The 23,920-nt window shown below is 63.2% G+C and carries 23 protein-coding genes; 19 read left to right on the plus strand and 4 right to left on the minus strand.

The genetic code is table 11. From position 1 onward, the window contains the following. The first annotated feature begins 395 nt into the window (after nucleotides 1-395). The 10 genes from CEJ45_RS04945 (at nucleotide 396) to CEJ45_RS04990 (ending at nucleotide 11,434) form a co-directional block, all read left to right on the plus strand. The gene (locus CEJ45_RS04945; protein WP_088754101.1) at nucleotides 396-1,517 is read left to right on the plus strand and encodes a branched-chain amino acid ABC transporter substrate-binding protein; all 1,122 of its coding nucleotides are present in this window, start codon (nucleotides 396-398) and stop codon (nucleotides 1,515-1,517) included. Between the two features lie 99 nt (nucleotides 1,518-1,616). Continuing rightward, nucleotides 1,617-2,543 carry a high-affinity branched-chain amino acid ABC transporter permease LivH gene (gene livH, locus CEJ45_RS04950; RefSeq protein ID WP_034350126.1) on the plus strand — a complete coding sequence of 309 codons (927 nt, stop codon included), beginning with the start codon at nucleotides 1,617-1,619 and terminating at the stop codon, nucleotides 2,541-2,543. Nucleotides 2,544-2,586: 43 nt separating this feature from the next. Then, on the plus strand, nucleotides 2,587-3,813 hold the full coding sequence (locus tag CEJ45_RS04955) for a high-affinity branched-chain amino acid ABC transporter permease LivM (RefSeq protein ID WP_088754102.1): 1,227 nt from the start codon (nucleotides 2,587-2,589) through the stop codon (nucleotides 3,811-3,813). Further along, complete coding sequence (gene livG, locus CEJ45_RS04960) at nucleotides 3,810-4,586, plus strand: high-affinity branched-chain amino acid ABC transporter ATP-binding protein LivG (RefSeq protein WP_034338298.1); 777 nt, start codon at nucleotides 3,810-3,812, stop codon at nucleotides 4,584-4,586. The genes CEJ45_RS04955 and livG overlap by 4 nt, the downstream gene beginning before the upstream one ends. Beyond that, nucleotides 4,586-5,290, plus strand: a complete 705-nt coding sequence (locus CEJ45_RS04965; RefSeq protein WP_088754103.1) for an ABC transporter ATP-binding protein — start codon at nucleotides 4,586-4,588, stop codon at nucleotides 5,288-5,290. The genes livG and CEJ45_RS04965 overlap by 1 nt, the downstream gene beginning before the upstream one ends. Before the next feature lie 200 nt (nucleotides 5,291-5,490). Beyond that, entirely contained in the window at nucleotides 5,491-5,994 is a 504-nt protein-coding gene (locus CEJ45_RS04970; protein WP_088754300.1) for a sugar dehydrogenase complex small subunit, read from the plus strand. An 18-nt stretch (nucleotides 5,995-6,012) separates the two neighbouring features. Then, nucleotides 6,013-7,617, plus strand: a complete 1,605-nt coding sequence (locus CEJ45_RS04975) for a GMC family oxidoreductase (protein WP_088754104.1) — start codon at nucleotides 6,013-6,015, stop codon at nucleotides 7,615-7,617. Beyond that, nucleotides 7,610-8,965: a cytochrome c gene (locus tag CEJ45_RS04980; RefSeq protein ID WP_088754105.1), complete on the plus strand. Its 1,356-nt coding sequence runs from the start codon at nucleotides 7,610-7,612 to the stop codon at nucleotides 8,963-8,965. The genes CEJ45_RS04975 and CEJ45_RS04980 overlap by 8 nt, the downstream gene beginning before the upstream one ends. A 167-nt stretch (nucleotides 8,966-9,132) precedes the next feature. Further along, on the plus strand, nucleotides 9,133-9,981 hold the full coding sequence (locus CEJ45_RS04985; protein WP_088754106.1) for an ABC transporter substrate-binding protein: 849 nt from the start codon (nucleotides 9,133-9,135) through the stop codon (nucleotides 9,979-9,981). A 76-nt stretch (nucleotides 9,982-10,057) separates the two neighbouring features. Further along, nucleotides 10,058-11,434, plus strand: a complete 1,377-nt coding sequence (locus CEJ45_RS04990; RefSeq protein ID WP_088754107.1) for an MFS transporter — start codon at nucleotides 10,058-10,060, stop codon at nucleotides 11,432-11,434. 12 nt (nucleotides 11,435-11,446) lie between these two features. Here the strand turns inward: CEJ45_RS04990 and CEJ45_RS04995 are convergent, their stop codons facing one another. After that, nucleotides 11,447-11,794, minus strand: coding sequence for a FlxA-like family protein (locus CEJ45_RS04995; RefSeq protein WP_088754108.1), 348 nt, complete (start codon nucleotides 11,792-11,794; stop codon nucleotides 11,447-11,449). A 194-nt stretch (nucleotides 11,795-11,988) separates the two neighbouring features. Further along, nucleotides 11,989-13,116: a 4-hydroxyphenylpyruvate dioxygenase gene (gene hppD, locus CEJ45_RS05000; RefSeq protein WP_088754109.1), complete on the minus strand. Its 1,128-nt coding sequence runs from the start codon at nucleotides 13,114-13,116 to the stop codon at nucleotides 11,989-11,991. A 147-nt stretch (nucleotides 13,117-13,263) separates the two neighbouring features. Here hppD and CEJ45_RS05005 point away from each other — a divergent pair, with 147 nt between their 5' ends. From CEJ45_RS05005 to alkB, 4 genes are all read left to right on the plus strand, one after another. Beyond that, a complete protein-coding gene (locus CEJ45_RS05005) occupies nucleotides 13,264-13,782 on the plus strand; it encodes an Lrp/AsnC family transcriptional regulator (RefSeq protein WP_039785713.1) in 519 nt (172 codons plus the stop codon). 164 nt (nucleotides 13,783-13,946) lie between these two features. Next, nucleotides 13,947-15,062, plus strand: coding sequence for a bifunctional DNA-binding transcriptional regulator/O6-methylguanine-DNA methyltransferase Ada (ada, locus tag CEJ45_RS05010; protein ID WP_088754110.1), 1,116 nt, complete (start codon nucleotides 13,947-13,949; stop codon nucleotides 15,060-15,062). A gap of 53 nt (nucleotides 15,063-15,115) precedes the next feature. Then, nucleotides 15,116-16,027: an alpha/beta hydrolase gene (locus tag CEJ45_RS05015; RefSeq protein ID WP_088754111.1), complete on the plus strand. Its 912-nt coding sequence runs from the start codon at nucleotides 15,116-15,118 to the stop codon at nucleotides 16,025-16,027. Then, entirely contained in the window at nucleotides 16,024-16,677 is a 654-nt protein-coding gene (gene alkB, locus CEJ45_RS05020) for a DNA oxidative demethylase AlkB (RefSeq protein WP_088754112.1), read from the plus strand. Before CEJ45_RS05015 ends, alkB begins: the two co-directional genes overlap by 4 nt. Nucleotides 16,678-16,688: 11 nt before the next feature. On the opposite strand, the gene CEJ45_RS05025 is transcribed toward alkB, so the two are convergent. Beyond that, a complete protein-coding gene (locus CEJ45_RS05025) occupies nucleotides 16,689-17,912 on the minus strand; it encodes a DNA topoisomerase IB (protein ID WP_088754113.1) in 1,224 nt (407 codons plus the stop codon). A gap of 134 nt (nucleotides 17,913-18,046) precedes the next feature. Beyond that, entirely contained in the window at nucleotides 18,047-19,348 is a 1,302-nt protein-coding gene (locus tag CEJ45_RS05030; protein WP_241517277.1) for a ShlB/FhaC/HecB family hemolysin secretion/activation protein, read from the minus strand. Nucleotides 19,349-19,455: 107 nt separating this feature from the next. Between CEJ45_RS05030 and CEJ45_RS24460 the strand changes: the two genes are divergently transcribed. The 5 genes from CEJ45_RS24460 to CEJ45_RS05045 all read left to right on the plus strand — a co-directional run bounded on the left by CEJ45_RS24460 (nucleotide 19,456) and on the right by CEJ45_RS05045 (nucleotide 23,899). Further along, nucleotides 19,456-20,040 (plus strand): hypothetical protein, encoded by a 585-nt coding sequence (locus CEJ45_RS24460; protein ID WP_141106959.1) that lies wholly within the window; start codon nucleotides 19,456-19,458, stop codon nucleotides 20,038-20,040. Then, nucleotides 20,041-20,379, plus strand: coding sequence for a DUF6572 domain-containing protein (locus CEJ45_RS24465; protein WP_141106960.1), 339 nt, complete (start codon nucleotides 20,041-20,043; stop codon nucleotides 20,377-20,379). 207 nt (nucleotides 20,380-20,586) lie between these two features. Beyond that, the gene (locus CEJ45_RS05035) at nucleotides 20,587-21,903 is read left to right on the plus strand and encodes a YrhB domain-containing protein (protein WP_088754115.1); all 1,317 of its coding nucleotides are present in this window, start codon (nucleotides 20,587-20,589) and stop codon (nucleotides 21,901-21,903) included. A gap of 25 nt (nucleotides 21,904-21,928) precedes the next feature. Further along, nucleotides 21,929-22,456, plus strand: coding sequence for a macro domain-containing protein (locus CEJ45_RS05040; protein WP_241517278.1), 528 nt, complete (start codon nucleotides 21,929-21,931; stop codon nucleotides 22,454-22,456). 375 nt (nucleotides 22,457-22,831) lie between these two features. Further along, nucleotides 22,832-23,899, plus strand: coding sequence for an ABC transporter substrate-binding protein (locus CEJ45_RS05045; protein ID WP_088754116.1), 1,068 nt, complete (start codon nucleotides 22,832-22,834; stop codon nucleotides 23,897-23,899). Nucleotides 23,900-23,920 lie beyond the last annotated feature (21 nt).

The following is a 23,920-nucleotide window of genomic DNA, read 5'->3' on the forward strand; positions in this document are numbered from 1 at the left end:
CTGCGGGAATGCGGAGGGCGAGGCGGTATTGTAAATGCCGCAAGCCGGGCTTGCCACGGGAAATCCGGATTTGGCCGCAAATCCAGTCCCGTCAAGGCTTTGCGGCCCATGCACCGAATTCGATCATGCTGCAGTGCGGACTTGCACCGAATATGGGAAAATGAACAAAAACAGCATGAAATGTGCGGAAAATCGAAGACGACAGCGCATAAATGATGGGGTATGACGAAATTTCAAAAAAAAGTTGCCCCATATGACGGCAGTGTTACACTCTGCCCCCATGTTGCGGCCAGCCTCCCGTAAAACGGGGTCAGGTATCCACAACCCTACGCGCGCCGGCCTGCTGGCCAGGTAACGGCGCCTCTTGAATCCGTTCCATCCTGGAGGAAACGACAATGAAGTTTGCAAGCCGTCTGACCAAGATCGCCCTGGCCGCCGCCACCTTTGCCGCCTTCGCCGGCGTGGCCCACGCCGAAACCGTCAAGATCGCCATCGCCGGTCCCTTGACCGGTGCCGTGGCCCAGTACGGCGACATGGTCAAGGCCGGTGCCCTCACCGCCATCGAACAGATCAACGCCGCCGGCGGCGCCAACGGCAACAAGTTCGAAGCCGTCATGATGGATGACGCCTGCGAACCCAAGCAGGCCGTGGCCGTGGCCAACAAGATCGTCAGCCAGGGCATCAAGTACGTGATCGGTCACGTCTGCTCCGGCTCCACCATCCCGGCCTCGGACATCTACGAGAACGAAGGCGTGGTCATGATCACCCCGTCGGCGACCGCACCGCAGCTGACCGAAGCCAAGCCGCACAAGTTCATCTTCCGCACCATCGGCCGCGACGACCAGCAAGGTCCTGCCGCCGCCCGCTACGTCATCGAGAAGCTCAAGCCCAAGAAGGTCGCCGTGCTGCACGACAAGCAGTCCTACGGCCAGGGCGTGGCCTCGTCGGTGAAGTCTGCGCTGGATGCGGCCAAGGTGCCGGTGGTGGTGTTCGAAGGCATCAACGCCGGTGACAGCGATTACTCGGCCATCGTCACCAAGTTGAAGTCGCAGGGCGTGGACTTCGTCTACTTCGGCGGCTACCACCCGGAAATGGGCCTGATCATGCGCCAGGCGCGTGAGCAGGGCGTCAAGGCCGTCTTCATGGGCCCTGAAGGCGTGGGCAACAAGGACATCACCGCCATCGCCGGCCCGGCCTCCGAAGGCATGCTGGTGACCCTGCCGGCCGACTTCGCCGCCGACCCGGCCAACGCCGCCCTGGTCAAGGCCTTCGCTGCGGCCAAGCGTGATGCCAACGGCCCGTTCCAGATGCCGGCCTACTCGGCCGTGAAGATCATTGCCGACGCCATCACCGGCGCCAAGTCCACCGATCCGGACAAGGTCGCTGCCTACATCCACGGCAACAGCTTCAAGACCCCCATCGGCAACGTCGAATACGACAAGAAGGGCGACCTGAAGGCCTTCAAGTTCGTCGTCTTCACCTGGCACAAGGACGCCACCAAGACCGAAGCCAAGTGATTCGCCCCGAATCGCTGGCGTGACTGTCTGACCTGACGTCAAACCGCGAAATGCCCCATTGCAGTCGGAATGGGGCATTTCCACTTTATGGGTTCCCTCATGAATGAATTGCTCCCTCAACTGACCCAGCAGCTCGTCAACGGGCTCTCGCTGGGCGCGATCTATGCCTTGATCGCCATCGGCTACACCATGGTCTACGGCATCATCGGCATGATCAACTTCGCCCACGGCGAGATCTACATGATCGCCTCCTACGTCGGCCTGGTGACCTTGACGGCCATCGGCGTGCAGTCCGGCTATCCCTTGCCGCTGCTGCTGGGTGGCGCGCTGATCGTCTCGGTGCTGGTGACCGGCCTCTACGGCTGGACCGTCGAACGCGTGGCCTATCGTCCGCTGCGTGGCGGCCCGCGCCTGGTGCCGCTGATCTCGGCCATCGGCATGTCCATCTTCCTGCAGAACTACGTGCAGATCGGCCAGGGCGCACGCGACATGTCGGTGCCGGTGCTGATCTCGGGCGCGCTGGAGTTCCAGATGGGCAGCGACTTCACGGTCACCGTGCCGTATTCGCGCATGGTCATCGTGGGCGTGACGCTGGTGCTGATGGTGGCCCTGACGCTGTTCATCGCGCGCTCGCGCATGGGCCGCGCCTGCCGCGCCTGCGCTGAAGACATGGGCATGGCCAACTTGCTCGGCATCGATACCAACAAGGTGATTTCATTCACCTTCGTCCTGGGCGCGATGCTGGCGGCCGTCGGCGGCGTGTTGATTGCCCTGACCATCGGCAAGCTCAATCCCTACATCGGCTTCATCGCCGGCATCAAGGCCTTCACGGCGGCGGTGCTGGGCGGCATCGGCAGCATTCCCGGCGCCATGCTGGGCGGCGTGCTGCTGGGCCTGGCCGAGACCTTCGCGGCCGGCTACCTGCCTTCCGAATACAAGGACGTGGTGTCCTTCGGGCTGCTGGTGCTGATCCTGCTGTTCCGTCCCACGGGCCTGTTGGGCAAGCCCGACATCGAAAAGGTCTGAGCCCGCACGGCTCGACGGACAACGACATATTCAAGGAGGCGTGATGCCTGAGACTTTCAAGAATGCCGTGGCGGCGGCGCTGGTGACCGCCGTACTGACCATCCCGCTGCTGGGCATGCAGCTGCAGCTGGAGGGCTACCGCGTGGTCCTCAACACCCACTGGACCCCGGTGCTGGTGGCGGTGCTGGCCGTATTCCTGTTCCAGCTGGCCAAGCCGGCGCTCTTGCGCAGCCGCGCCGGCATCAAGCTGCCGGCGCTGCCGCGCATGCAGCCGGGCCAGCAGCGCGCAGCCGTCCTGATCCTGCTGATGGCCGCCCTGGTGTGGCCCTTCTTCGGCTCGCGCGGCTATGTGGACGTGATGACCCTGGCGCTGATCTACGTGGTGCTGGGCCTGGGCCTGAACATCGTGGTCGGTTTCGCCGGCCTGCTGGACCTGGGTTACGTCGGCTTCTATGCCGTGGGTGCCTACACCTATGCACTGTGCAACCAGTACTTCGGCCTCTCGTTCTGGGAATGCGTGCCGCTGTCGGCTGCCGCGGCTGCGCTGTTCGGCTTCCTGCTGGGCTTCCCGGTGCTGCGCCTGCGCGGTGACTACCTGGCCATCGTCACCCTGGGCTTTGGCGAAATCATTCGCCTCTTGCTCAACAACATGACCAGCCTGACCGGTGGCCCGGATGGCATCTCCGGCATCCCCAAGCCGACCGTATTCGGCGTGGTGATGGCGCGCAATCCGCTGACCGAAGACGGCACCACCTTCCACCAGATGTTCGGCCTGACTTACCAGGGTGGCCACATGGTGATCTTCCTGTACTTCCTGGCCTTGCTGATGGTGCTCTTTACCTGGTTCGTCACCAGCCGCCTGCTGCGCATGCCCATGGGCCGCGCGTGGGAAGCTCTGCGTGAAGATGAGATCGCCTGCCGCTCGCTGGGCATCAACCCGACCCGCGTGAAGCTGTCGGCCTTCACGCTCGGTGCCGCCTTCGCCGGCCTGGCCGGTTCCTTCTTCGCCGCCCGCCAGGGCCTGGTGACGCCGGAATCCTTCACCTTCATCGAGTCCGCCCTGATCCTGGCCATCGTCGTGCTGGGCGGCATGGGCTCGCAGCTGGGCGTGATCCTGGCGGCGATCCTGCTGACCGTATTGCCGGAAGTGGCGCGCAGCTTTGCCGAGTACCGCATGCTGATCTTCGGCCTGGTGATGGTGCTGATGATGATGTGGCGTCCGCAAGGACTGCTTCCCGCCACCCGTCCGCATGTGGAGCTGCCGCAATGAACCCGACCGTGAAAACCATGTTGGAAGTATCGAACCTGTCGATGCGCTTCGGCGGCCTGCTGGCCGTGGATGGCGTCTCGCTGGCCGTGCAGGAGCGCGAAGTCTTCGCCATCATCGGCCCCAACGGCGCCGGCAAGACAACCGTCTTCAACTGCATCAGCGGCTTCTACCAGCCGACTTCGGGCGAGATTGCGCTTGATGGCGTCTCCATTGCCCGCCAGCCCAGCCACCAGGTGGCGCAGCAGGGCCTGGTGCGCACCTTCCAGAACATCCGCCTCTTCAAATCCATGACCGTGGTGGAAAACCTGCTGGTGGCGCAACACCAGCAGGTCAACACCAACCTGCTGTCGGGGCTGCTGAAGACCCCGTCCTACCGCAAGTCCGAGCAGGAAGCATTGCAGCGTGCGGCCTACTGGCTGGACCAGCTGGGCCTGACGGCGCTGGCCAACCGCGAGGCGGGCACGCTCTCGTATGGCCTGCAGCGCCGCGTGGAAATCGCCCGCTGCATGATCACCAAGCCGCGCCTGCTGCTGCTGGATGAACCGGCGGCCGGCCTGAACCCGCAGGAGAAGCAGGAGCTGTCGCAGCTGATCGACCGCCTGCGCCGCGAACACGGCGTAGCCGTGCTGCTGATCGAACACGACATGAGCCTCATCATGGGCATCTCCGACCGCATCCTGGTCATGGAGCACGGCAAGCCCATCGTCACCGGCACGCCCGAACAGGTGCGCAGCGACGAGCGTGTGATCAAGGCCTACCTGGGAGAAGAATGATGCTGCAGTTTGACAAGGTGCATACCCACTATGGCGCCATCGAGGCCCTGCACGGCGTATCGCTGAAGGTGGAAAAGGGCGAGATCGTCACCTTGATCGGTGCCAACGGTGCCGGCAAGACCACGCTCCTGATGACGCTGTGCGGCCGTCCGCGCGCCTCCAGCGGCCGCGTACTCTTCGAAGGGCAGGACATCACGCAACTGCCGACCCACGAGATCATGCGTCGCGGCCTGGCGATCTCGCCTGAAGGCCGGCGCGTCTTCCCGAGCCTGACCGTGCTGGAAAACCTCAAGATGGGCGCCTTCTTCGCCAGCAACGAGGAAATCGAGCAGGGCATCGCGTATGTCTTCGGACTCTTCCCGCGCCTGAAGGAACGCGCGGCGCAGCGTGCCGGGACCATGTCGGGCGGCGAGCAGCAGATGCTGGCCATCGGCCGCGCCCTCATGAGCAAGCCGCGCCTGCTGCTGCTCGATGAACCCACCCTGGGCCTGGCCCCGCTGGTGATTGCGCAGATCTTCGAGATCATCCGCACCATCCGCGACAGCGGCGTGACCGTGTTCCTGGTCGAGCAGAACGCCAACAAGGCGCTGGGCGTGGCCGACCGTGGCTATGTGCTGGAAAACGGCCATGTGGTCATGTCCGATACCGGCGCCAACCTGCTGGCCAACAGCGACGTGCGCAAGGCTTACCTCGGTCACGGCTGAGCACGGCAGCTCACCTGCGCAGCGCGGCCCGGTCATGCAAATGGCCGGGCCGTTGCGCTTTCGGGGCCGCAACACGGCGCGGAAGCGGGGCTTTGCTGCAGAGCAGCAAGAAAATGCGTAGAATGTCGGCCCATCCTGGCCCCGGCGCGACGGCGCAGCATGCTGAGCATGCGTGCGGGCCTTTTTTCCTGGACGATGAAATGACACACCCCACACGCCGCCGGGTCCTGAAAGTGGCGGGCCTGATGGCAGGTGCCGGCGCTGCCGGCCTGTTCTGGTCCCTGCCGCACCGGGTCACGGCGCAAAACAATCCGGCGACCGTGCCGGTAGACGATTTCCTTCAGGTTTCCCGGCAACTGACTGAACGCCAGGATTTGAGTTCCAAGCTGGGCGCGGCTCTGCTGCTGGCCTTGTCCAAGACCGAAAAAGACCTGGCCACGCGCCTGCAATCGCTCAAGGGCCTGCTGCAAGCCCAGCCGGCGCTGCTGCAGGGCGAGCGACTGGCGTTCCCGGCCGAGCAGGGCGACAGCGAAAAGCTGGCCCGCGTCATCCTGGGCGCCTGGTACGACGGCGTGGTTGGCAAGGGCAAGAATGCCCAATACGTCACCTACATCAATACGCTCTCCAACGCACTGGTGAGCGGCAAGCTGGTGCCGCCCAGTTTTTCCTATGGTCCCTGCGGCAGCTGGTCGCGCCAGCCCTGATTTGCGAGAGTGACATCCATGAGCAATCCCAATTCCGCCGATGTGGTGGTGATCGGCGCCGGCGTGACCGGCGCTTTGCTGGCCACGCGTCTGGCCAAGACCGGCAAGTCGGTGCTGCTGCTGGAATCCGGTCCGCGCATGGGCCGCGATCAGCTGGTCGAGCGCTTCCGCAGTTCGGCCTTCAAGTCCGACTTCATGGCGCCGTATCCGTATTCGCCGCTGGCACCGCATCCGCGCTATACGCCGGAGCCCAACGGCTACCTGCAGCAGAAGGGGCCGCATGCCTTCAATGCGCAGTACATCCGCATGTTCGGCGGCACCAGCTGGCACTGGGCGGCGCAGTTGTGGCGCTACGTGCCCAACGACTTCCGCCAGCACAGCCTCTATGGCGTGGGCCGCGACTGGCCCATCAGCTATGACGACCTGGAAGACTACTACTACCAGGCCGAGGTCATCGCCGGTGTCGGCGGCTCGCCACTGAGCGGCTCGCCGCGCAAGCATCCTTTCCCGATGGAGCGGGTGCCGGCGTCGTGGCTGCAGCAACGCGTGACGGCGCGCCTGGCACCGGAATTCACCGTGCTCGACGACAGCACCGGCCGCAACAGCCGCAACTACGACGGCCGTCCGGCCTGCTGCGGCAACAACAACTGCATGCCGCTGTGTCCCATCGATGCGCAGTATCACGGCGGACTGGCCGCGCAGCAGGCCGAAGACAGCGGCGTGAAGGTCATCACCGAGGCCGTGGTCTATCGCCTGGAACATGACGACAAAGGCCGCATTGCGGCCGTCCATTATTACGACTGGAACAAGGCCAGCCACCGCATCACCGCGCAGACCTTCGTGCTGGCGGCCAATGCCATCGAGACACCCAAGCTGCTGTTGATGTCGGTGAGCGACAAGTTCCCGCAGGGTATCGCCAACGCCCGCGACAACGTCGGCCGCAACCTGTGCGACCACCCGGCCATCGGCGTGACCTTCGATGTCGATGAAGAAATCTGGCCTGGCCGTGGTCCGGTCAGCCCTTGCTCCATCGGCCAGTTCCGCGATGGCGAATTCCGGGCTGAACATGCGCCGTTCCGCATCGATATTTCCAATGCCTCGCAGGTGGCCTCGGTGACCAAGGAAGTGCTCGCCGAGGGTTACTTCGGCAAGCGCCTGGAAGAGCAGATCCTGTTCCGCGCCGCCCGCCGCCTGAGCATCAAGAACGCACTGGAACAGCTGCCCGACCGCAACAACCGCGTGACCCTGGGCGACAAGAAGGATGAACTCGGCCTGCCCGTCCCGGCCCTGTACTGGAACGTGGATGACTACGTCGTCAAAGGGACCGAGAAGACCCGCGCCGCCTACGACGCCATTGCCGCCAAGCTGGGGGCGACCAACATCAAGCACAGCAAGAGCGGGGCGTTCTCCAATCGCCAGCACATCACCGGCACGCTCTCCATGGGCCTGGACCCGGCCACCAGCGTCACCGACGCCTGGGGCCGCGCACATGACCACGAGAACCTGTTCATGGTCGGCACCGGCGTCATGCCCACGGTCGGTACCTGCAATGTCACGCTGACGGCGATGGCACTGGCGCTGCGTACGGCCGACAAGATCATCGAGGAGAGCCGTCATGCGTAAGCCTTTCAAGCGCCTGCTGGCGATGTTGTGCCTGCTGTGCATCGGGCCCGTGGCCCATGCGGCCGATGACGCGCAGTTGATCAAGCGTGGCGAGTACCTGGCCATTGCCGGCGACTGCGCCGCCTGCCACAGCGAGAAGGGCCGCGCGCCGTTCAGCGGCGGCCATGCCATCGGCAGTCCGCTTGGCACCATCTACAGCACCAACATCACGCCGTCCAAGACCCACGGCATCGGCCAGTACACGCAGGAGCAATTTGCCGCAGCGCTGCGTCGCGGCGTACGCGCCGATGGCAGCAACCTGTATCCGGCCATGCCCTATACCGCCTATGCGCGGCTGACCGATGAGGACGTTGCGGCGCTGTACGCCTACTTCATGCAGGGCGTACAACCGGTGGACCAGGCCGCACCGGCCACGGCACTGCCGTTCCCCTTCAACATCCGCATGTCGATGAAGGCGTGGAACTGGCTGTTCCTGGATCGCAAGCCGTTTGAACCCGACCCGTCGCAATCGGCGCAGTGGAATCGTGGCGCCTACCTGGTGCAGGGCCTGGCCCATTGCAGCACCTGCCACACACCGCGCAACGTGCTCATGGCCGAGCAGCTGGATCGCCGTCTGCAAGGCGCCTCGCTGGGAACCTGGTACGCGCCCGACATCAGCGCCACCGCCCTGCAGGGCAAGCCGGCCTGGACCCGTGCCATGCTGGCCGATTACCTGGCGACCGGCCACGCCGCCAATGGTGCCACCGCAGGCGGGCCGATGCTGGAAGCCATCGAGAAGAGCTTCTCGCGCATGACCCGTGACGATCTGGAAGCGATGGCCACCTATCTCCTGCCGGCCGGCCCGGCCGAGGCGGCAGCGCCGGCGGCAGCGAGCGCAGCACCGGCGGCGCTGACCCCGGTGCAGGGCGACGATACGCCGCAGGCGCTGGCGGCCATGAGCGCGGGTGCCCGTGTTTATATGAACAACTGCGCTTCCTGCCACAACACGGGCGGGCAGGGCCTCAACGGCCTGCCGTCCCTGCAGCAGCATCCGCTGCTGCGCCAGCCCAATGCCGACAATGTCGCCATGGCCATCCTCGAAGGAGTGCTGCCGGAACACGGACAGGGCATGATCGGGTTTGCCCATACCTTGAACGATGCAGAGATTGCGGCCGTGACCAATTACCTCATGCAGGACCTGGGCGGCAGCAAGGTCAGCATCAGCGCGGAGCGCGTCAAGACGCTGCGGGCAGGGGGCGAAGCCTCGCCGCTGTTGTGGCTGGCGCGTGGCGGGATGGTGCTGCTGGTACTGGCCCTGCTGGTGCTCGCCGTGTGGTGGCGCCGCCGCTCGGCGCGCACGGTCGGCTGAGCGGATACCCGCGCAGCCCGGCACCCGGACATGTCATACCAGATGCCGCCCAGCCACAGCGGGCGGCTCTTTTTTTGTGCCAGTTGAACGGTTTTGTCTGCCATTGTCTGCTGCGAGTGACATCCGGGATTGTTTCGGGCTATCCTCGACACTCGATGAGGAAAAGCATGAAAAAGATTTCGCAGCACCTGAAGCAACTGGGCATGGGCGGCCTGCTGCTGGCCTGTGCCTGGATTGTTCCGGCTGCGGCTCACGCCGACCGTCTGGAGGAGATCCAGGCGCGCGGCTCGCTGATCTGCGCCACGCTGGCCAGCAACGAGCCGCTGGGCTTCCCCGATCCGCAGACCGGCCAGATCGTCGGTTTTGATGTGGACATGTGCAGCGCCATTGCAGCCAAGCTGGGTGTGAAGATGCGCCAGCGCAGTTTGACCGTGGAAGCGCGCTTGCCGGCGCTGATGCAGGGCGAGGTCGATATCGTCTCGGCGGCGCTGGGCTATACCCGTGAGCGGGCGCGCCAGATCGATTTCACCGCCTCGCACTATCAGAATCCCATCAAGCTGATCGTGCAGAGTGATTCCGGACTGAATCTGGTCTCCGACCTGGAAGGCAAGCGCATCAGCGCCAATCGCGGATCCACCCCGGAGCAGGCTGCGCGGCGCGTGCTGCGCCGGGCCACCTTGCTGACCTTCCCTGATACGCCGCAATCCTTCCTGGCATTGGCCCAGAAGCAGGCCGATGCGCTGGCCATTTCGATGCCCTCGGGGATCCGCTTCGTCAATGAATCGGGTGGACGCTACCGCTTCGTCGAAGGCGCACTGGCCTGGGAGCCGACCGCGCTGGGTGTCAAGAAGGGCGAGCCCCGCCTGCTGGACGCCGTCAACAAGGCACTGGTCGCGCTGGAAAAGGACGGCCAGATCGATGCCCTGTGGATCAAGTGGTTCGGTCCCAAGACCAAGTTCAACATTCCGCGCGACAAGAAGCTGACCCCCATCTCGGCCTTCCGCCAGGCGGGCTGACGGTACCATCGACCTGGGCGCTGCGGCGCCCGTTCCTTTTTTCATACTTCGCTTTCCCGGCACGCCGAGCAGCATCATGTCCGTCACTACCGTCCCGCCTTCCTCTTCCCACGACCACGACCACGACGGCCTGCCACCGCGCCAGCGCCTGCTGGCCATTGCGACCGTGGTGCTCGGCCTGAGCATGGCGGTCCTCGATGGCTCCATCGCCAACCTGGCGCTGCCGGCCATGGCCGCCGATCTCAAGGCCAGCAATGCCGATGCCATCTGGGTCATCAACAGTTACCAGATCGCCATGGCCGTGTGCCTGCTGCCGCTGGCGTCGCTGGGGGAAGTGATCGGCTACCGGCGCGTCTACCTGGGCGGCCTGTTCCTCTTCACGCTGGCCTCGCTGGCGTGCGCGGCCAGCGGCGACATGCTGCAACTGAGCCTGGCGCGGGTGCTGCAGGGGCTGGGTGCGGCTGGCATCCTGTCGGTCAATACGGCGCTCATCCGCTTCATCTATCCGGCCCGGCAGCTGGGCCGGGCCATCGGCTACAACGCCCTGGTGGCCGGCACCGGCAATGCGCTGGGGCCTAGCGTGGCGGGCCTGATCCTGCACCTGGCGTCCTGGCACTGGCTGTTCCTGATCAATATTCCCCTCGGGCTGGCGGCGCTGGCCGTGGGCAGCCGCGCCTTGCCGGCCAGCCCGCTCTCGCCGCGCCGCTTCGACACCCAGAGCGCCGTGCTGTGCATGGGCTTCATCGGCCTGCTGCTCTATACCATCGACGCCGTGGGCCACCTGCAGGGTGGCTGGGTGGTGGCGGGCTGCGCGCTGCTCACTGCCATCAGCCTGGTCCTGCTGCTCAAGCTCCAGTCCGCCAGCGCCCCCATGTTGCCGCTGGACTTGCTGCGCATACCGCTGTTTGCGCTCTCCATCGGCACCTCGTTCTGCTCCTTCGCGGCGCAGATGGCGGTCTTCGTGATGCTGCCCTTCATGCTGCAGGACTACCTGGGCATGAGTGCGGCGCGCGCCGGCATGCTGCTCACGGCCTGGCCGGTGGCCGTGGCGCTGACCGGCGTGGTGGCCGGCAAGCTCTCGGACCGCATCCCGGCAGGGTTGCTGGGCGGGATCGGGCTGGCGGTGATGTGCGTGGGATTGCTGGCCTTGCTGACGGTGGACCGCAGCACGCCCGATGGCGTCACGCTGGCCATGTTTGCAGTCTGTGGTTTGGGCTTCGGGCTGTTCCAGTCGCCCAACAACCGCACCATGATCAGTGCGGCGCCGCGTGAGCGCACCGGCGGCGCCAGCGGCATGCTGGGAACGGCGCGCCTGACCGGGCAGACGGTCGGGGCGTCGGTGGTGGCCATGCTCATGGGGGTGTCAGCGGCGCCGTACGCGCCGGTGCTGTGCTTTGCCGCTGCCCTGGCGGGCGCGGCTTGCCTGGTGAGCCTGTCGCGGTTGCGTTATTGAGGTGCGGTGGCGTTACAGCGCCGGCGCCAGCGTCTCGCCGCGGGCGTGGTGGTGGGCGGCGTGGGCGGCTACCGAGAGCGCCATGCTGAGATAGTTTTCATTGCGGCGGCGCAGCTGCGCCTGCTGCTGTTCCAGCGCAAACAGTTGCTGGTAGAGCGTGCGGATCTGCTGCTGCAGCAACTGGCGCTGCTGCTTGCCGTCCCGGTTGGCCGGGAAGCGTGCCAGCGACTGCGCCTGCTGTTGCAGGATCAGGATGCGGTGGCTCAGTTGCGCCACCAGCTCGGTGGGGTCATGGTCCAGCGTGTCTGCCACTGCGATTTCTGCGCGGACAGGTTTTTCTTGTTCATACGCGACGTTCATGCGAACTCCTGCCCAACGGGGCGCAAGGGGACTGCGATAAAGCCTTCGCTTTGATTTACGGCAGCCCCGCGCGCATCTTGAGCCACGGAAAGTAAAAAACTTAAAGGCGCAGCCCCGTACAGGGTGCTGCGCCTTTTTACGTACGGGCCGCACGATGGCGGGCCCGCAGCGGGTGGTCCCAGGCAGTCAGTCGGTCAGATCACGCCACGGCGCATCTGGTCCAGCTCGATGGATTCGAAGAGGGCCTTGAAATTGCCCTCGCCAAAGCCGTCATTGCCCTTGCGCTGGATGATTTCATAGAACACCGGCCCGATCAGGTTCTGCGTGAAGATCTGCAGCAGCAGGCCCTGGCCGGCCGTGGGCGCGCCGTCGATGAGGATCTTCAGTTCACGCAAGGCAGCCAGGTCCTCGCCATGGCCGGGGATGCGGCGTTCGACCAGGTCATAGTAGGTGGCGATGGTGTCCTGCAGCGGTACCCCGCGTGCATAAAGGGCGCGCACGGTCTGGTAGATGTCGTCGGTGCCCAGGGCGATGTGCTGGATGCCCTCGCCGTTGTACTGCTTGATGAATTCCTCGATCTGCGACTTGTCGTCGGCACTCTCGTTGATGGGGATGCGGATCTTGCCGCAGGGGCTGGTCATGGCGCGCGAACGCAGGCCGGTGACCTTGCCTTCGATGTCGAAGTACTTGATCTCGCGGAAGTTGAACAGGCGCGTGTAGAACGACGACCAGGTGTCCATGGCGCCCCGCATGACGTTGTGGGTCAGGTGGTCGATGTAGGTCAGGCCCACGCCCTTGGGATTGCGCTCCACGCCCGGGAAGAACTGGAAGTCGACGTCATAGATGGAGCCATTGTCGCCATAGCGGTCCACCAGGTAGAGGAGCGAGCCGCCGATGCCGCGAATGGCGGGAATGTTCAGTTCCATCGGCCCGAGCTTGGCTTCCACGCCTTCGGCACCCAGTTCGAGTGCACGCTTGTACACGTGGGCCGCATCCTTGACGCGGAAGGCCATGGCGTTCACCGAGGCGCCATGCACCTGGGCGAAGGCGGCGGCATTGCTGTCGGGTTCGCCGTTGAGGATGAAGTTGATCTGGCCCTGGCGATACAGGGTGACGTTCTTGGAACGGTGGCGCGCCACCGCCGTGAAGCCCATCAGCTCCAGCACGGCGGCAATGCCGGCCGGGTCGGCGGCGGTGTACTCGACGAACTCGAAGCCGTCGGTGCCCATGGGGTTGTCGAACAGGTCGCCGCTGGTGTTGTGGGTGTTGCCGGGGTTGCTGGTAGCGGCTGCGGTGGCGAACTGGCTGTCTGCGTGGCCCATCTGGTGTCTCCTCGTGTGGGGAGGGCCGGCAAGTGCGGCCCATGCGAGGAGTTTATTGCGTCAAGACTGCAATTTGTGATTGTTTTTTGCGCGATATCTTGGATAATATGCACAAATAATTCTTAAATATGAACTTTGGAGAGACAAATGAGCATCATCAACGTGGATCGCTACGACCTGGCCTTGCTGACCGAGCTGCAGCGAGACGGCCATATTACCAATAGCGCCCTCGGCCTGAAAGTCCACCTGTCCACTTCGCAGATCAGCCGTCGCGTGCAGCGGCTGGAAGAAGCCCACGTCATCGAGCGCTACACCGCTGTCCTCGACCCGGCCGTGGTCGGCCTGGGCGTGACCGCCTTCACCACCGTCACCCTGGACCGCCAGGGCGAAACCCGTGGCGAACTCTTCGAGAAGGCCGTGGAAACCATGCCGGAGGTGACCGAGTGTTTCTCCGTCACGGGCGAGGGCGATTATATCCTGCGCATTGTGGCCCCCGACCTGGCGGCCTTCTCCGAATTCATGATGACGCGCCTGCTGCGCCTGCCGGGCGTGACCAACGTCAAATCCAACATCACCCTCAAAAAGGTCAAGCAATCCCATGAACTGCCGCTGGAACACGTGATGCAGCCGGTAAAATCGCGCCAGCGCATCCGCTTCTCGCAGTGACGTGCAAAAAACGATGATGCGAAGAATCAATGATTGGGCCCTCCAATCATTGAATCCTCGAATGATGGTTTTTTTACCTGCAGCGCAATTCAAAAGCAATCGCCGGAGTGCGGCCCGCTTGGCGCAGGCCTAGAATCAGTGGCATCCGATCCTTGGAGTGCCCCATGCTGACCATGACTTCTCCCGCCGCATCACCTGTCACCGTCGACGAGCAGGCCGGCCTCGATCCCGAGGTCTGCTGGCAAGCCGTGCAGCGGCGCGATGCGTCCTTCGATGGGCGCTTCTGGTATTCGGTGCGCACCACCGGCGTGTACTGCAAGCCGTCCTGCGGCGCGCGCACGCCCTTGCGCAAGAACGTCGGCCTGCACGCCAGCCGCGACGCTGCCGAGGCCGCCGGCTTTCGTCCCTGCCAGCGCTGCAAGCCGGACCAGCCGCCCCTTCAGGAACGCCAGGCGCAAGCCATCGCGCAGGCCTCCCGGTTGATCGAGCAGGCCGACGAGCCACCCGATACGGCCACCCTGGCCCAGGCGGTGGGCTTGAGCCGCCATCACTTCCATCGTCTCTTCAAACAGCATGCCGGGATCACGCCCAAGGCCTATGCCGATGCACACCGCGCCGCGCGCCTGCGCGCGCAGCTGGGCAGCGCCGCCAGCGTGACCGATACGCTCTATGAAGTGGGCTTTCACTCCAGTGGCGGCTTCTATGCGCAGAGCAAGGCGCAGCTGGGCATGCAGCCAAGCACTTACCGGCGCGGCGGCCAGGGTGAACAGATCCGCTTCGCCGTGGCGCAATGCTGGCTGGGTGCCTTGCTGGTGGCGGCCACCGGGCAGGGCATCTGCGCCGTCACCTTGGGCAGCGAGCCGGAGGCGCTGGTGCAGCAACTGCAGGACCGCTTCCCCCAAGCCGATCTCGCGCCGGGCGACGCCAGCTTCGAGCACACGCTGGCCCAGGTGCTGGCCGCGCTGGACGATCCACGCCAGGGCGCTGCCTTGCCGCTGGACGTGCGCGGCACGGCCTTCCAGCAGCGTGTCTGGCAAGCCCTGCGGGCGGTGCCGCCCGGTGTCACGCTCACCTATGCGGAACTGGCCGCGCGCATCGGGCAGCCGCAGGCGGTGCGCGCCGTGGCCAATGCCTGTGCGCGCAACGAGATCGCCGTGCTCATTCCCTGCCATCGCATCGTGCGGGTTGATGGTTCTCCTTCCGGCTATCGCTGGGGCATCGCGCGCAAGACCGCCTTGCTTGCACGCGAAGGGGCTTGCCCGCAGGAGACGGACGCCTGAATCATTTGCCCTGCGCAGCTACAATAGGTCTTCGATTACTGCTGGAGTTGCGCATGCATGTTCTTGGCAAGGCTGGTCTGGTCATTGCAGGGGCCGTACTGATCCTGGGGGGCGTCGTCGCCTGTTCGCCGCTGTCGGCCATCAATGCCGTCACTCCTGCATCGGCCTACGTCAAGACCGAAGGAGTGGCCTACGCCAACACCGATAACCCGCGTCAAAAGCTGGACATCTATCGCCCCGCCAGCGCGCCGGCAGCCGGCACCGGCCCGGGCTTGCCGGTGGTGGTCTTTTTCTATGGTGGGAGCTGGAACGAGGGCAGCCGCAAGGATTACGCCTTTGTCGGCGAGGCCTTGAGTTCGCGCGGTTTCATCGCGGTGCTGCCCGACTATCGCGTCTATCCCGAAGTGCGTTATCCCGATTTCGTGAAGGACAGCGCCCAGGCCGTCGCCTGGACCCTGCGCTCGCTGCGTGAGCTGGGCGGCGATCCGCAGCGCGTCTTTGTCATGGGACATAGTGCCGGTGCCTACAACGCCTCCATGGTGGCACTGGACCCACGCTGGCTGCGCGAGGCCGGCGCCTCGCCGGATGCGCTGCGCGGCTGGATCGGACTGGCCGGACCCTATGACTTCCTGCCCATCGAAAACGAGGATGTGAAACCGGTCTTCTTCGCGCCCGATTCCCCGCCCGATTCGCAACCGGTACGCCACGTGCAAGCCGGTGCACCGCCAGCATTGCTGATCGCTTCGCACAAGGACAAGCTGGTCTCGGCCGAACGCAACACCGCCGGCCTGGCCAAGCTGCTGCGCGCACAGCAGGTGCCGGTGGTGGAGCGCTACTTCGACAACACCTCGCATGCCTCGCTGGTGGGCAGCCTGTCGCGGCCGCTGCGTTTCATCGCGCCGACTCTCGAAGAAGTGAGCCAATTCATTGAAAATCCGCCACCCCGTCCGGAGCCATCCAAGTGACGGGGGACCTCTTCGCGGGGCTGGCGCGTGATCCTTCGGTAGAGACCATCACCGAAGGGGCGCTGTGCTTGCGCGCCTTTGTCGACGAAGAGGAAGCCGCACGTTTGATGGCCGCCATCGATGCCGTGCTGGCCGCCTCACCCCTGCGCCACATGCAGACGCCGGGCGGCTTTCGCATGTCGGTGGCGATGACCAACTGCGGCCAGTATGGCTGGGTGACGGATCGTCGCGGCTATCGTTACCAGTCGCTCGATCCGCTGGCCGAGCGCGACTGGCCTGCCATGCCGGCGGCCTTTGCGGGATTGGCCGCGCGCGCCTCGGCAGCCGCCGGTTTTGCAGGATTCCTTCCTGACGCTTGCCTCATCAATCGCTACGAACCCGGTGCGCGCATGTCCTTGCATCAAGACAAGAATGAACTGGACATGGACCAGCCCATCGTCTCCGTCTCGCTCGGTCTTCCCGCCACCTTCCTGTTCGGAGGCATGGCACGCACCGACAAGCCGCAGCGCATGCGCCTCGAAAGCGGTGACGTGGTGGTGTGGGGCGGCCCGGCGCGATTGGCCTTCCACGGCGTCGATATCTTGCGCGATGGCGAACATGCGCTGACCGGGCGCTGCCGCTACAACCTGACATTCCGCCGCGCCCGTTGAAGGGCGGCGCTCTACGCGCGGGCTGCCGGGCGTGCCACCGGCCCGCGCCGGGCAGGCGCTGCGGCCTTGCGTGCCGGCTTCTTGCGGGCGGGTTTGTGTTCTTTCTTCTCTTCGGTCTCCTGCAGGCGTTGCTGCAACAGGGCCAGCACGGCGGCTTCTTCCGGTGACAGGTCCTGCAATTCTTCCACCAGTTCGGTTTGCACCCGCTCTTCCAGCCGCTCTGCAAAACTTCCATCCAGATAGCTTTCGATCACGGCCGGATGCACGTAGCACTTGCGACAGATCGACGGTGTATTGCCCAGGCGCCGCGCCACGTTCTCGATGGCGCGCACCACGTTCTGCTTGGCCTGCGCCTGCGAGTCCACCCGTTCAAAGGCCTGCAGCGCCAGCGTGGCCAGCACCGTGCCTGCCCAGGTGCGGAAATCCTTGGCACTGAAATCCTCACCTGCCGCCTCGCGCAGGTAGGCATTGACGTCGCCCGAATCGATGCAGTGGCGCTGGCCGTCGTCATCCACGTACTGGAACAATTCCTGTCCCGGCAACTCGCGCATCTTGCGGATGATGCGCGCCACGTAGGGATCGTGCAGCTTGATGTCATGCTGCACGCCGCTCTTGCCGCGGAAACGGAACAGCACATCGCTGCCATCCACGCGCACGTGGCGATGGCGCAGCGTGGTCAGTCCGAAGGACTGGTTCTGTTTGGCGTATTCGTCATTGCCGACCCGCATGAAGGTGGTCTGCAGCAGATGCACCACGGCCGCCAGCACTTTCTGGCGATGCAGGCCGGGACGCTTCAGGTCCTTTTCCACCACGCGACGGATGCCGGGCAGGGCCCGCGCGAAACTGATCATGCGCAGGTACTTGGCATCATCGCGCACCAGGCGCCAGCGGGCGTGATAGCGATACTGCTTGCGCCCGCGCGCATCGCGTCCGGTGGCCTGGATGTGGCCGTTGGCATGGGGGCTGATCCACACGTCTTGCCATGCCGGCGGGATGGCCAGCGACTTCAGTCGTGCCAGCACCGCTTCATCGCGGATGAGCGCATCGTCCGCATCGTGATAGGCGAAACCCTTGCCGCGCCGGCTGCGGCGGATCCCCGGCATGCTGTCGTTGACGTAGCGCAGCTGGTTGGCGCGGGCGATGTCGATGGCTTCTTCAAGGTGGCGGGCGTCGGCAGGCGGGGTAGCCGGGGCCGATGAGCTGGGCGAGTCCGGGGTTGCGGCGATGCGGTCCATGATGGTCTCCTCGGACGCGGTGCGCCGGGAGATCCGGCACCGGTCCATGCGCGCCATTATTGAGCAATCGCCCTGGCCCGGCAGTCAGCCATCGGCCGTGGATGGTGTGGGATTTTTCCGGCAGGCGCCCGCGTTCAGAAGGACCATTGCAGATTGAAGCCGCCCGTGACGGCGGCCGTCTGGAAACCCTGCGGCTTGGCCAGGGGCGTGGCCACGAACATGTCGTAGTTCAGCTTGGCCACGCTGCCGCGCAAGCCCAGCGCAGCGCCGGTGAGCCGCTGGCCGGTGAGGAAGCGCGCGGTCGGGCCCGCTACCTCGCCGGTATCGACACCGGCGAACAATTCCTGGCCACTCTCGCCCAGGCCGAGTGCGAGTTCATTGCGCAGGAACCAGCCGCGTTCCGCCTGCAGGGTCAGCTCGCCGTCAAAGCCGCGCACCGTATAGCGGCCACCGATGGAGAACTGGTCTTGCGGCGGCAGGCTGCCCCGGTTCCACTGCGCGCGCAGCGTGGAGTTGTAGCGCCAGTGCGCACCAGCGAGCTGGAACGGCGCATTGACCGATGCATCCAGCAGCCACAGGCCGTAGCGCCTGCCCAGCTGTGGCAGGTCGAAGGGCGAGGCGGGCTCGGCGCCTTGCGTATCGAGCGAACGCCGCCACGACAGCGTGGCGTCGGCAATGGTGTCGCCCAGGTACTGGCGATGATTCACGCCCGCTTCCCAGGCACTGGTGCGGCGCTGCTGGGCCCCGATCTCCAGGTCATCGATGGCGTTGTAGGCCTTGCGCAGCAAGCCCTTGCCAAACACCGTGGTCTTGCTGGCCGCATCGCGATGGATGAGGCGCGACAGCTTCAGCTCGGTGGTTTCCGAGCGGCCGCTGTAGACGAAGTTCTCGAAAGCCCCGGCCACGGTCTGGTGATAGCGGTTGCCCGACATCGTCACTCCTGCCATCCAGTTGCCCCAAGGCAGGGAGTAATGCAGCGTATAGGCCTGGCTGCCATGGTCGCCATAGTGGTTCAGGCTGCGGCTCATGCTCACGTAGAAGAGGTCATTGAGGGTCCACCAATTGTCATAGGCCAATGTCAGCCCGGCCAGGTATTTGCCGGTGGCCTTGGCGCCGCCATCGTCCAGGCTCGCCGTGAGATGGAAGGGGAAGGCCTGCTGGTACTGGATCACCAGGTCGCTGTCACCCGCCTGGGCGCCCTCGTCTTCGGAGGGCGTGATCTTGATGTCGGCCTGCACGGTCGGCAGGCGCTTAAAATTTTCCAGACCCTGTTCGATATCGCGCAGGTTGAGGATCTCGCCCGGGCTGACGGGCAGGGCGTTGAAGGCAGTCCCGCGCGCATCGGCGTCGGGCGCAAAGCGGATGTGCCGCACGCGACCCGGCACCACACTGAGCACCAGCCGTCCCGTGGACAGGTCTTGCGGACGGGCCAGCACACGCGTGGTGGTGTAATCAAGCCCTGTTTGGTGCTTATCGTTCGACGGAAGGCGCGCGCGTAATTGCATCTTTCGATATTGAGACCTATCCAGGCGAGCGCTTTTCATTGGAAGAAATTGGGGTTGAGGCGGGGAAGCGCGCTTTGATTCAGGTGTTGGGGAAGTACCTACCTAAAGTTTTGATGGGTGCAGAAGAGGGAGTTCTGAAGAGAAGTGCTGCCGGTAATTTGGATTCGCCGAAAATTTCAACGGATTCATCAGCAGTAGGGAAATCAGGTGTGGACAGTGTGACAGGTGCTTCGGCAAATAGCTCAGTGCCCACTAGTAATCGGTTGACCCAGTTGCAGATAAATAAGGAAAATGGGGCTGCGTTTGAGAAATCGGTATTTCAAGATGTTCAAATGCAGATGCCAGATGCGGTCCAGCAAGTAACCGTAAAGACTAAATCAGGAGTAAATACCCGAATTGATATCATTGGAACTAGCCCGTCGGGACAAGTGGTGTGCCTTGAATGCAAGGGTTCAGCAAGTGCTCCGCTGACGCCTAATCAAACAGTTGGTTTCCCTGAGATAAAGAAGACCGGTGCGGTCGTTGTAGGAAATGGGAAACCAGGATTTCCAGGCGGGACCGTAATACCTCCAACAGATGTGCAGATTGTTAGGCCTGGGCAAAAACCAACTATTGGACCTTAAATGTCAGTGTTAGATAAAGATGTGATTGATTCTATCGGAACCAATTCAGAAACTGGTTCCGTTAATTTAATAATTTCAGATCATTTGGGTTGGGGGGAAGAAACCGAATCGCATTTACTAGCACTTCAAGAAAAAATAAATACGTATATTAGGTATATAGAGAGTTCAGAGATATATTCCTCTTTCCCCTCAGCTATAGGGAAAAATCTGGTGATTAATATTTACTGTAAGTTTCCCCCAATAGAGGAGTGTCGGAATTTTTTTTCTCATGTACAGGTAATCTTGGAAAGTATTGGTATTGGTTTTGCTGTCACAGACTTTTCTTCTAAAAATATTTGATAGAAGGTGAGATAAAAATAGTAGATAACAGAGATTTTGTAGTATGGATTAAATTATTGATGTTTCTATTCGGGTTATCTCTCGTTTATTGGTGGCTTGACTAGGCCAATCAGAGGCCGACCATGAGTGCTTTACCTCTCTTTTAGCAGTCAAATCCCTTCAATCTTGAATTTCAGGGTGTACCGCAGGCAACTGATTCAGCGCTAGGTGCAGCAGATCACCGGCCAACGGTATCTGGCCGGATACAGCAGCAATGAAGCGCAATACCAGGCCTTGATGAACGCGGGCCTGCAGGTGGCGCAATCGCAGCGCTATACGCTGGGCGTGGCGCTGACCGATGCGCAGATTGCGGAGCTGAAGACGGACATCGTCTGGCTGGTCAAGCAGACGGTCACGCTGGCCGATGGCAGCACGCAGGAAGTGCTGGTGCCGCAGGTGTACATGCACGCCTCCAATGTGCAGGTGACCGGACAGGGCACGCTGATCGCGGGCAATGATGTGGCCTTCCAGGCGGCGCAGGATATCGTCAACAGCGGTGGCACGATTGCGGGGCGGCAGAGTGTTTCGCTGGCGGGCAACAACGTGCAGAACCTGGGTGGGCGTGTCAGCGGCAGTGCGGTGACGGTGGCGGCCGCACAGGACATCAACAACATCGGCGGCACCATTGACGCGCGCAATACGCTGGTGGCCAGTGCCGGTCGAGACATCAACAGCGCTGCCACTACGGTAGCGACGGCCAATGCGGTCACCAGCGGGACCAACATCAACCAGAATGCGTCGATGTCGGTGTCCGAGACCAATGGCTCGCTCACTGCCGTGGCCGGGCGAGACATCAATCTCAAGGCCAGCAGCACCTCTGCGGACAATGTGACGTTGGTTGCGCAGCGGGATGTGAACCTGTCCACGGTGCATGAGACCTCTCAGGAAAAAATCACCTGGGACAGCAGCAATCGCGCCGAAGTCAAGGACAGCAGCAATAGCCTGACGAAGAACTGGGATGGCAATCAGCTGCGTGAGGATGTGGAGGCGCAGGCGAAGATTACGCAGGCGTTTGGGCAGCAGGCGGCAAAGATGGTGGGCACCTATGCAGACCAGAAAGAGAAGGAGCTAAGGCTAGCGGCCATTCAGGCTGCGCAGGATGGAGATCAGGCTCAATCTGATGCGTTGAGTGCTGAAGCGGAGAAGTGGAAAGAAGGTGGTGCTTATCGGGCAGGTGCACACTCGGCAATTGGCTTGCTTGCGGGAGGTGTGTCTGGTGCACTGAGCATTGATTTTGCAGTCGCAAAGCGAATGGCATTGACTCATCTTGAACAACTTTCCAAAGCATCGGACGGTGTTACCTACGCGCTATTGGAATCGCATATTCGGGAAGAGAGTGATGGCTGGTATTTTCCTTATCAATCTGAGAAATACCTCCTGACGGGGCATTTCGGAGACTCCCTGGTAGGGAACTGGCCAATATTTGTCAGCCGCACGGGTGACTTTGCAGGCCCTCGACGGCGAGGAATGTTTCCACAAACCTGAGGCCAGCGTTCGAAGAGAAAGCCGGATGACATCGAAGATCGATGCAGAGAAAATCCAATCAGCTATCGAGGATGTTCCAATGATTGAAATGAATATCGCCAGAGGGGACATCACCCTCATTCCGGCTGACGTCATCGTCAACGCTGCCAACAGCTCGTTGCTGGGAGGCGGCGGTGTCGACGGTGCCATCCACCGTAAAGGTGGGCCGGACATACTGGATGAATGCAAGAAAATCAGAGCCCGGCAAGGAGGATGCAGCGTGGGGGATGCTGTCGTCACGACCGCCGGAAAGCTGCCCGCGAAATACGTCATTCACGCCGTTGGGCCGACCTGGCAGGGCGGCGAAAAGGGCGAGCCTGAGCTTCTGCGGAAGACTTATCTCGCCTGCCTGCAGGTGGCCAGGTCGCTCAAGGTCGAGAGTATTTCATTTCCCAATATTTCGACCGGGACCTATCGCTTCCCCAAGCCACTTGCGGCCGCCATCTCCCGATTCAGTACCGCTGCTGGAAGACCGATATCTGGAGGCCGCCCGAACCGGATGTCTCCGGATTAACGCTGGCGCAATGAAATGAACATTCTTTCCCGGCAGCGCCCACCAGCGCTCCCCGACGCGTGAAATGCCGATATGAAGCTCTGCACCCCGATAGCAGCCCGACAAAGTCAGAAAATTCATATCCCCCTTCATCTCAAATCCTCACAAGTCCCGCAGTCCACCCACCCCGCGAGAACCAATCCCCCAAAACCCCACTCCTATCTCAGCGTCCGGCCATGTGGTCTGACCATTTGACATCCCTGACCCTGCTCTCTAGAATAAATCGTCATACAAGTTGACCTCTGAACGACGAGGCCATCGTTTCATATAAGAAGAATTAGCAGCAAAACGCGGACGCGCAGCAAGTCCGCTTTGATAGCCAACAACGGAGACAATATGAACGCATCTGTACGGCGCCGCGGCGTCGGGCTGCATCTCGCGGCCATCGCAGCCACTTCGGCCACCCTCATCCTCGGCACCGGCCATGCCAACGCGCAAGTCGCCACCGGCGATACCTCGCAAGCCAAGATCGCCCTGTCCAACAACTACGCAGCCAATGCCTGGCGCCAGTCCATGCTCAAGACCTGGGCCGCGACCGCCGACGATGCCGTCAAACGCAAGCTGGTGGCCGCCGCTCCCGCCTTCACCACCTCCGAGAACCAGCCCACCGAACAGGCCCAGCAGATCCAGAACCTGATCCTGCAAGGCTACAAGGCCATCGTGGTCGATGCCGCCTCTCCCACGGCCCTCAACGGCACCATCAAGAAAGCCTGCGCCGCCGGCGTGGTGGTGGTCTCCTATGACGGCGTGGTCACCGAGCCCTGCGCCTATCGCGTTACCTTCGATTTCCGCAAGATGGGCGAACGCCAGGTCGACTACCTCGCCGAGCGTCTCAACGGCAAAGGCAACATCCTTGAAATCCGCGGCCTGGCCGGGGTATCGGTCGATGGCGAAATCCACGCCGGCATCATGGATGGCCTCAAGAAGCATCCGGGCCTCAAGATCGTCGGCTCCGTCAACGGCGACTGGGCGCAGACGGTGGCCCAGAAGGCCGTGGCCGGCATCCTGCCGACCCTGCCCAAGATCGATGGCGTGGTCACCCAGGGCGGTGATGGCTTCGGCGTGGCGCAAGCCTTCAAGGCCGCCAACCGCGAACTGCCCATCATCATCCTCGGCAACCGCGAGGACGAACTGCAATGGTGGAAGACCCAGATCCCCAGCGGCTACAAGACCTATTCCGCTTCCAATCCGCCTGGTGCGGTGACGGTGGCCTTCTGGGTGGCACAGCAGGTGCTGGCCGGAAAGAAGATCCCCAAGGATGTCGATATCGTCGCGCCGCTGCTCTACCTGACCCCGGAACAACTGCCGGATGCCCTGGCCAAGACGCCGCAGGGCGGGGTGGCGGATATCGGCTTCTCCCAGGCCGATACCGTCAAACTGCTCGATACGCCGAAGTCCAAGTAAGTCCTGTCCCGTCCCCGCGCA

Source organism: Herbaspirillum aquaticum (genome assembly GCF_002213425.1).
Lineage (GTDB): Bacteria > Pseudomonadota > Gammaproteobacteria > Burkholderiales > Burkholderiaceae_D > Herbaspirillum > Herbaspirillum aquaticum.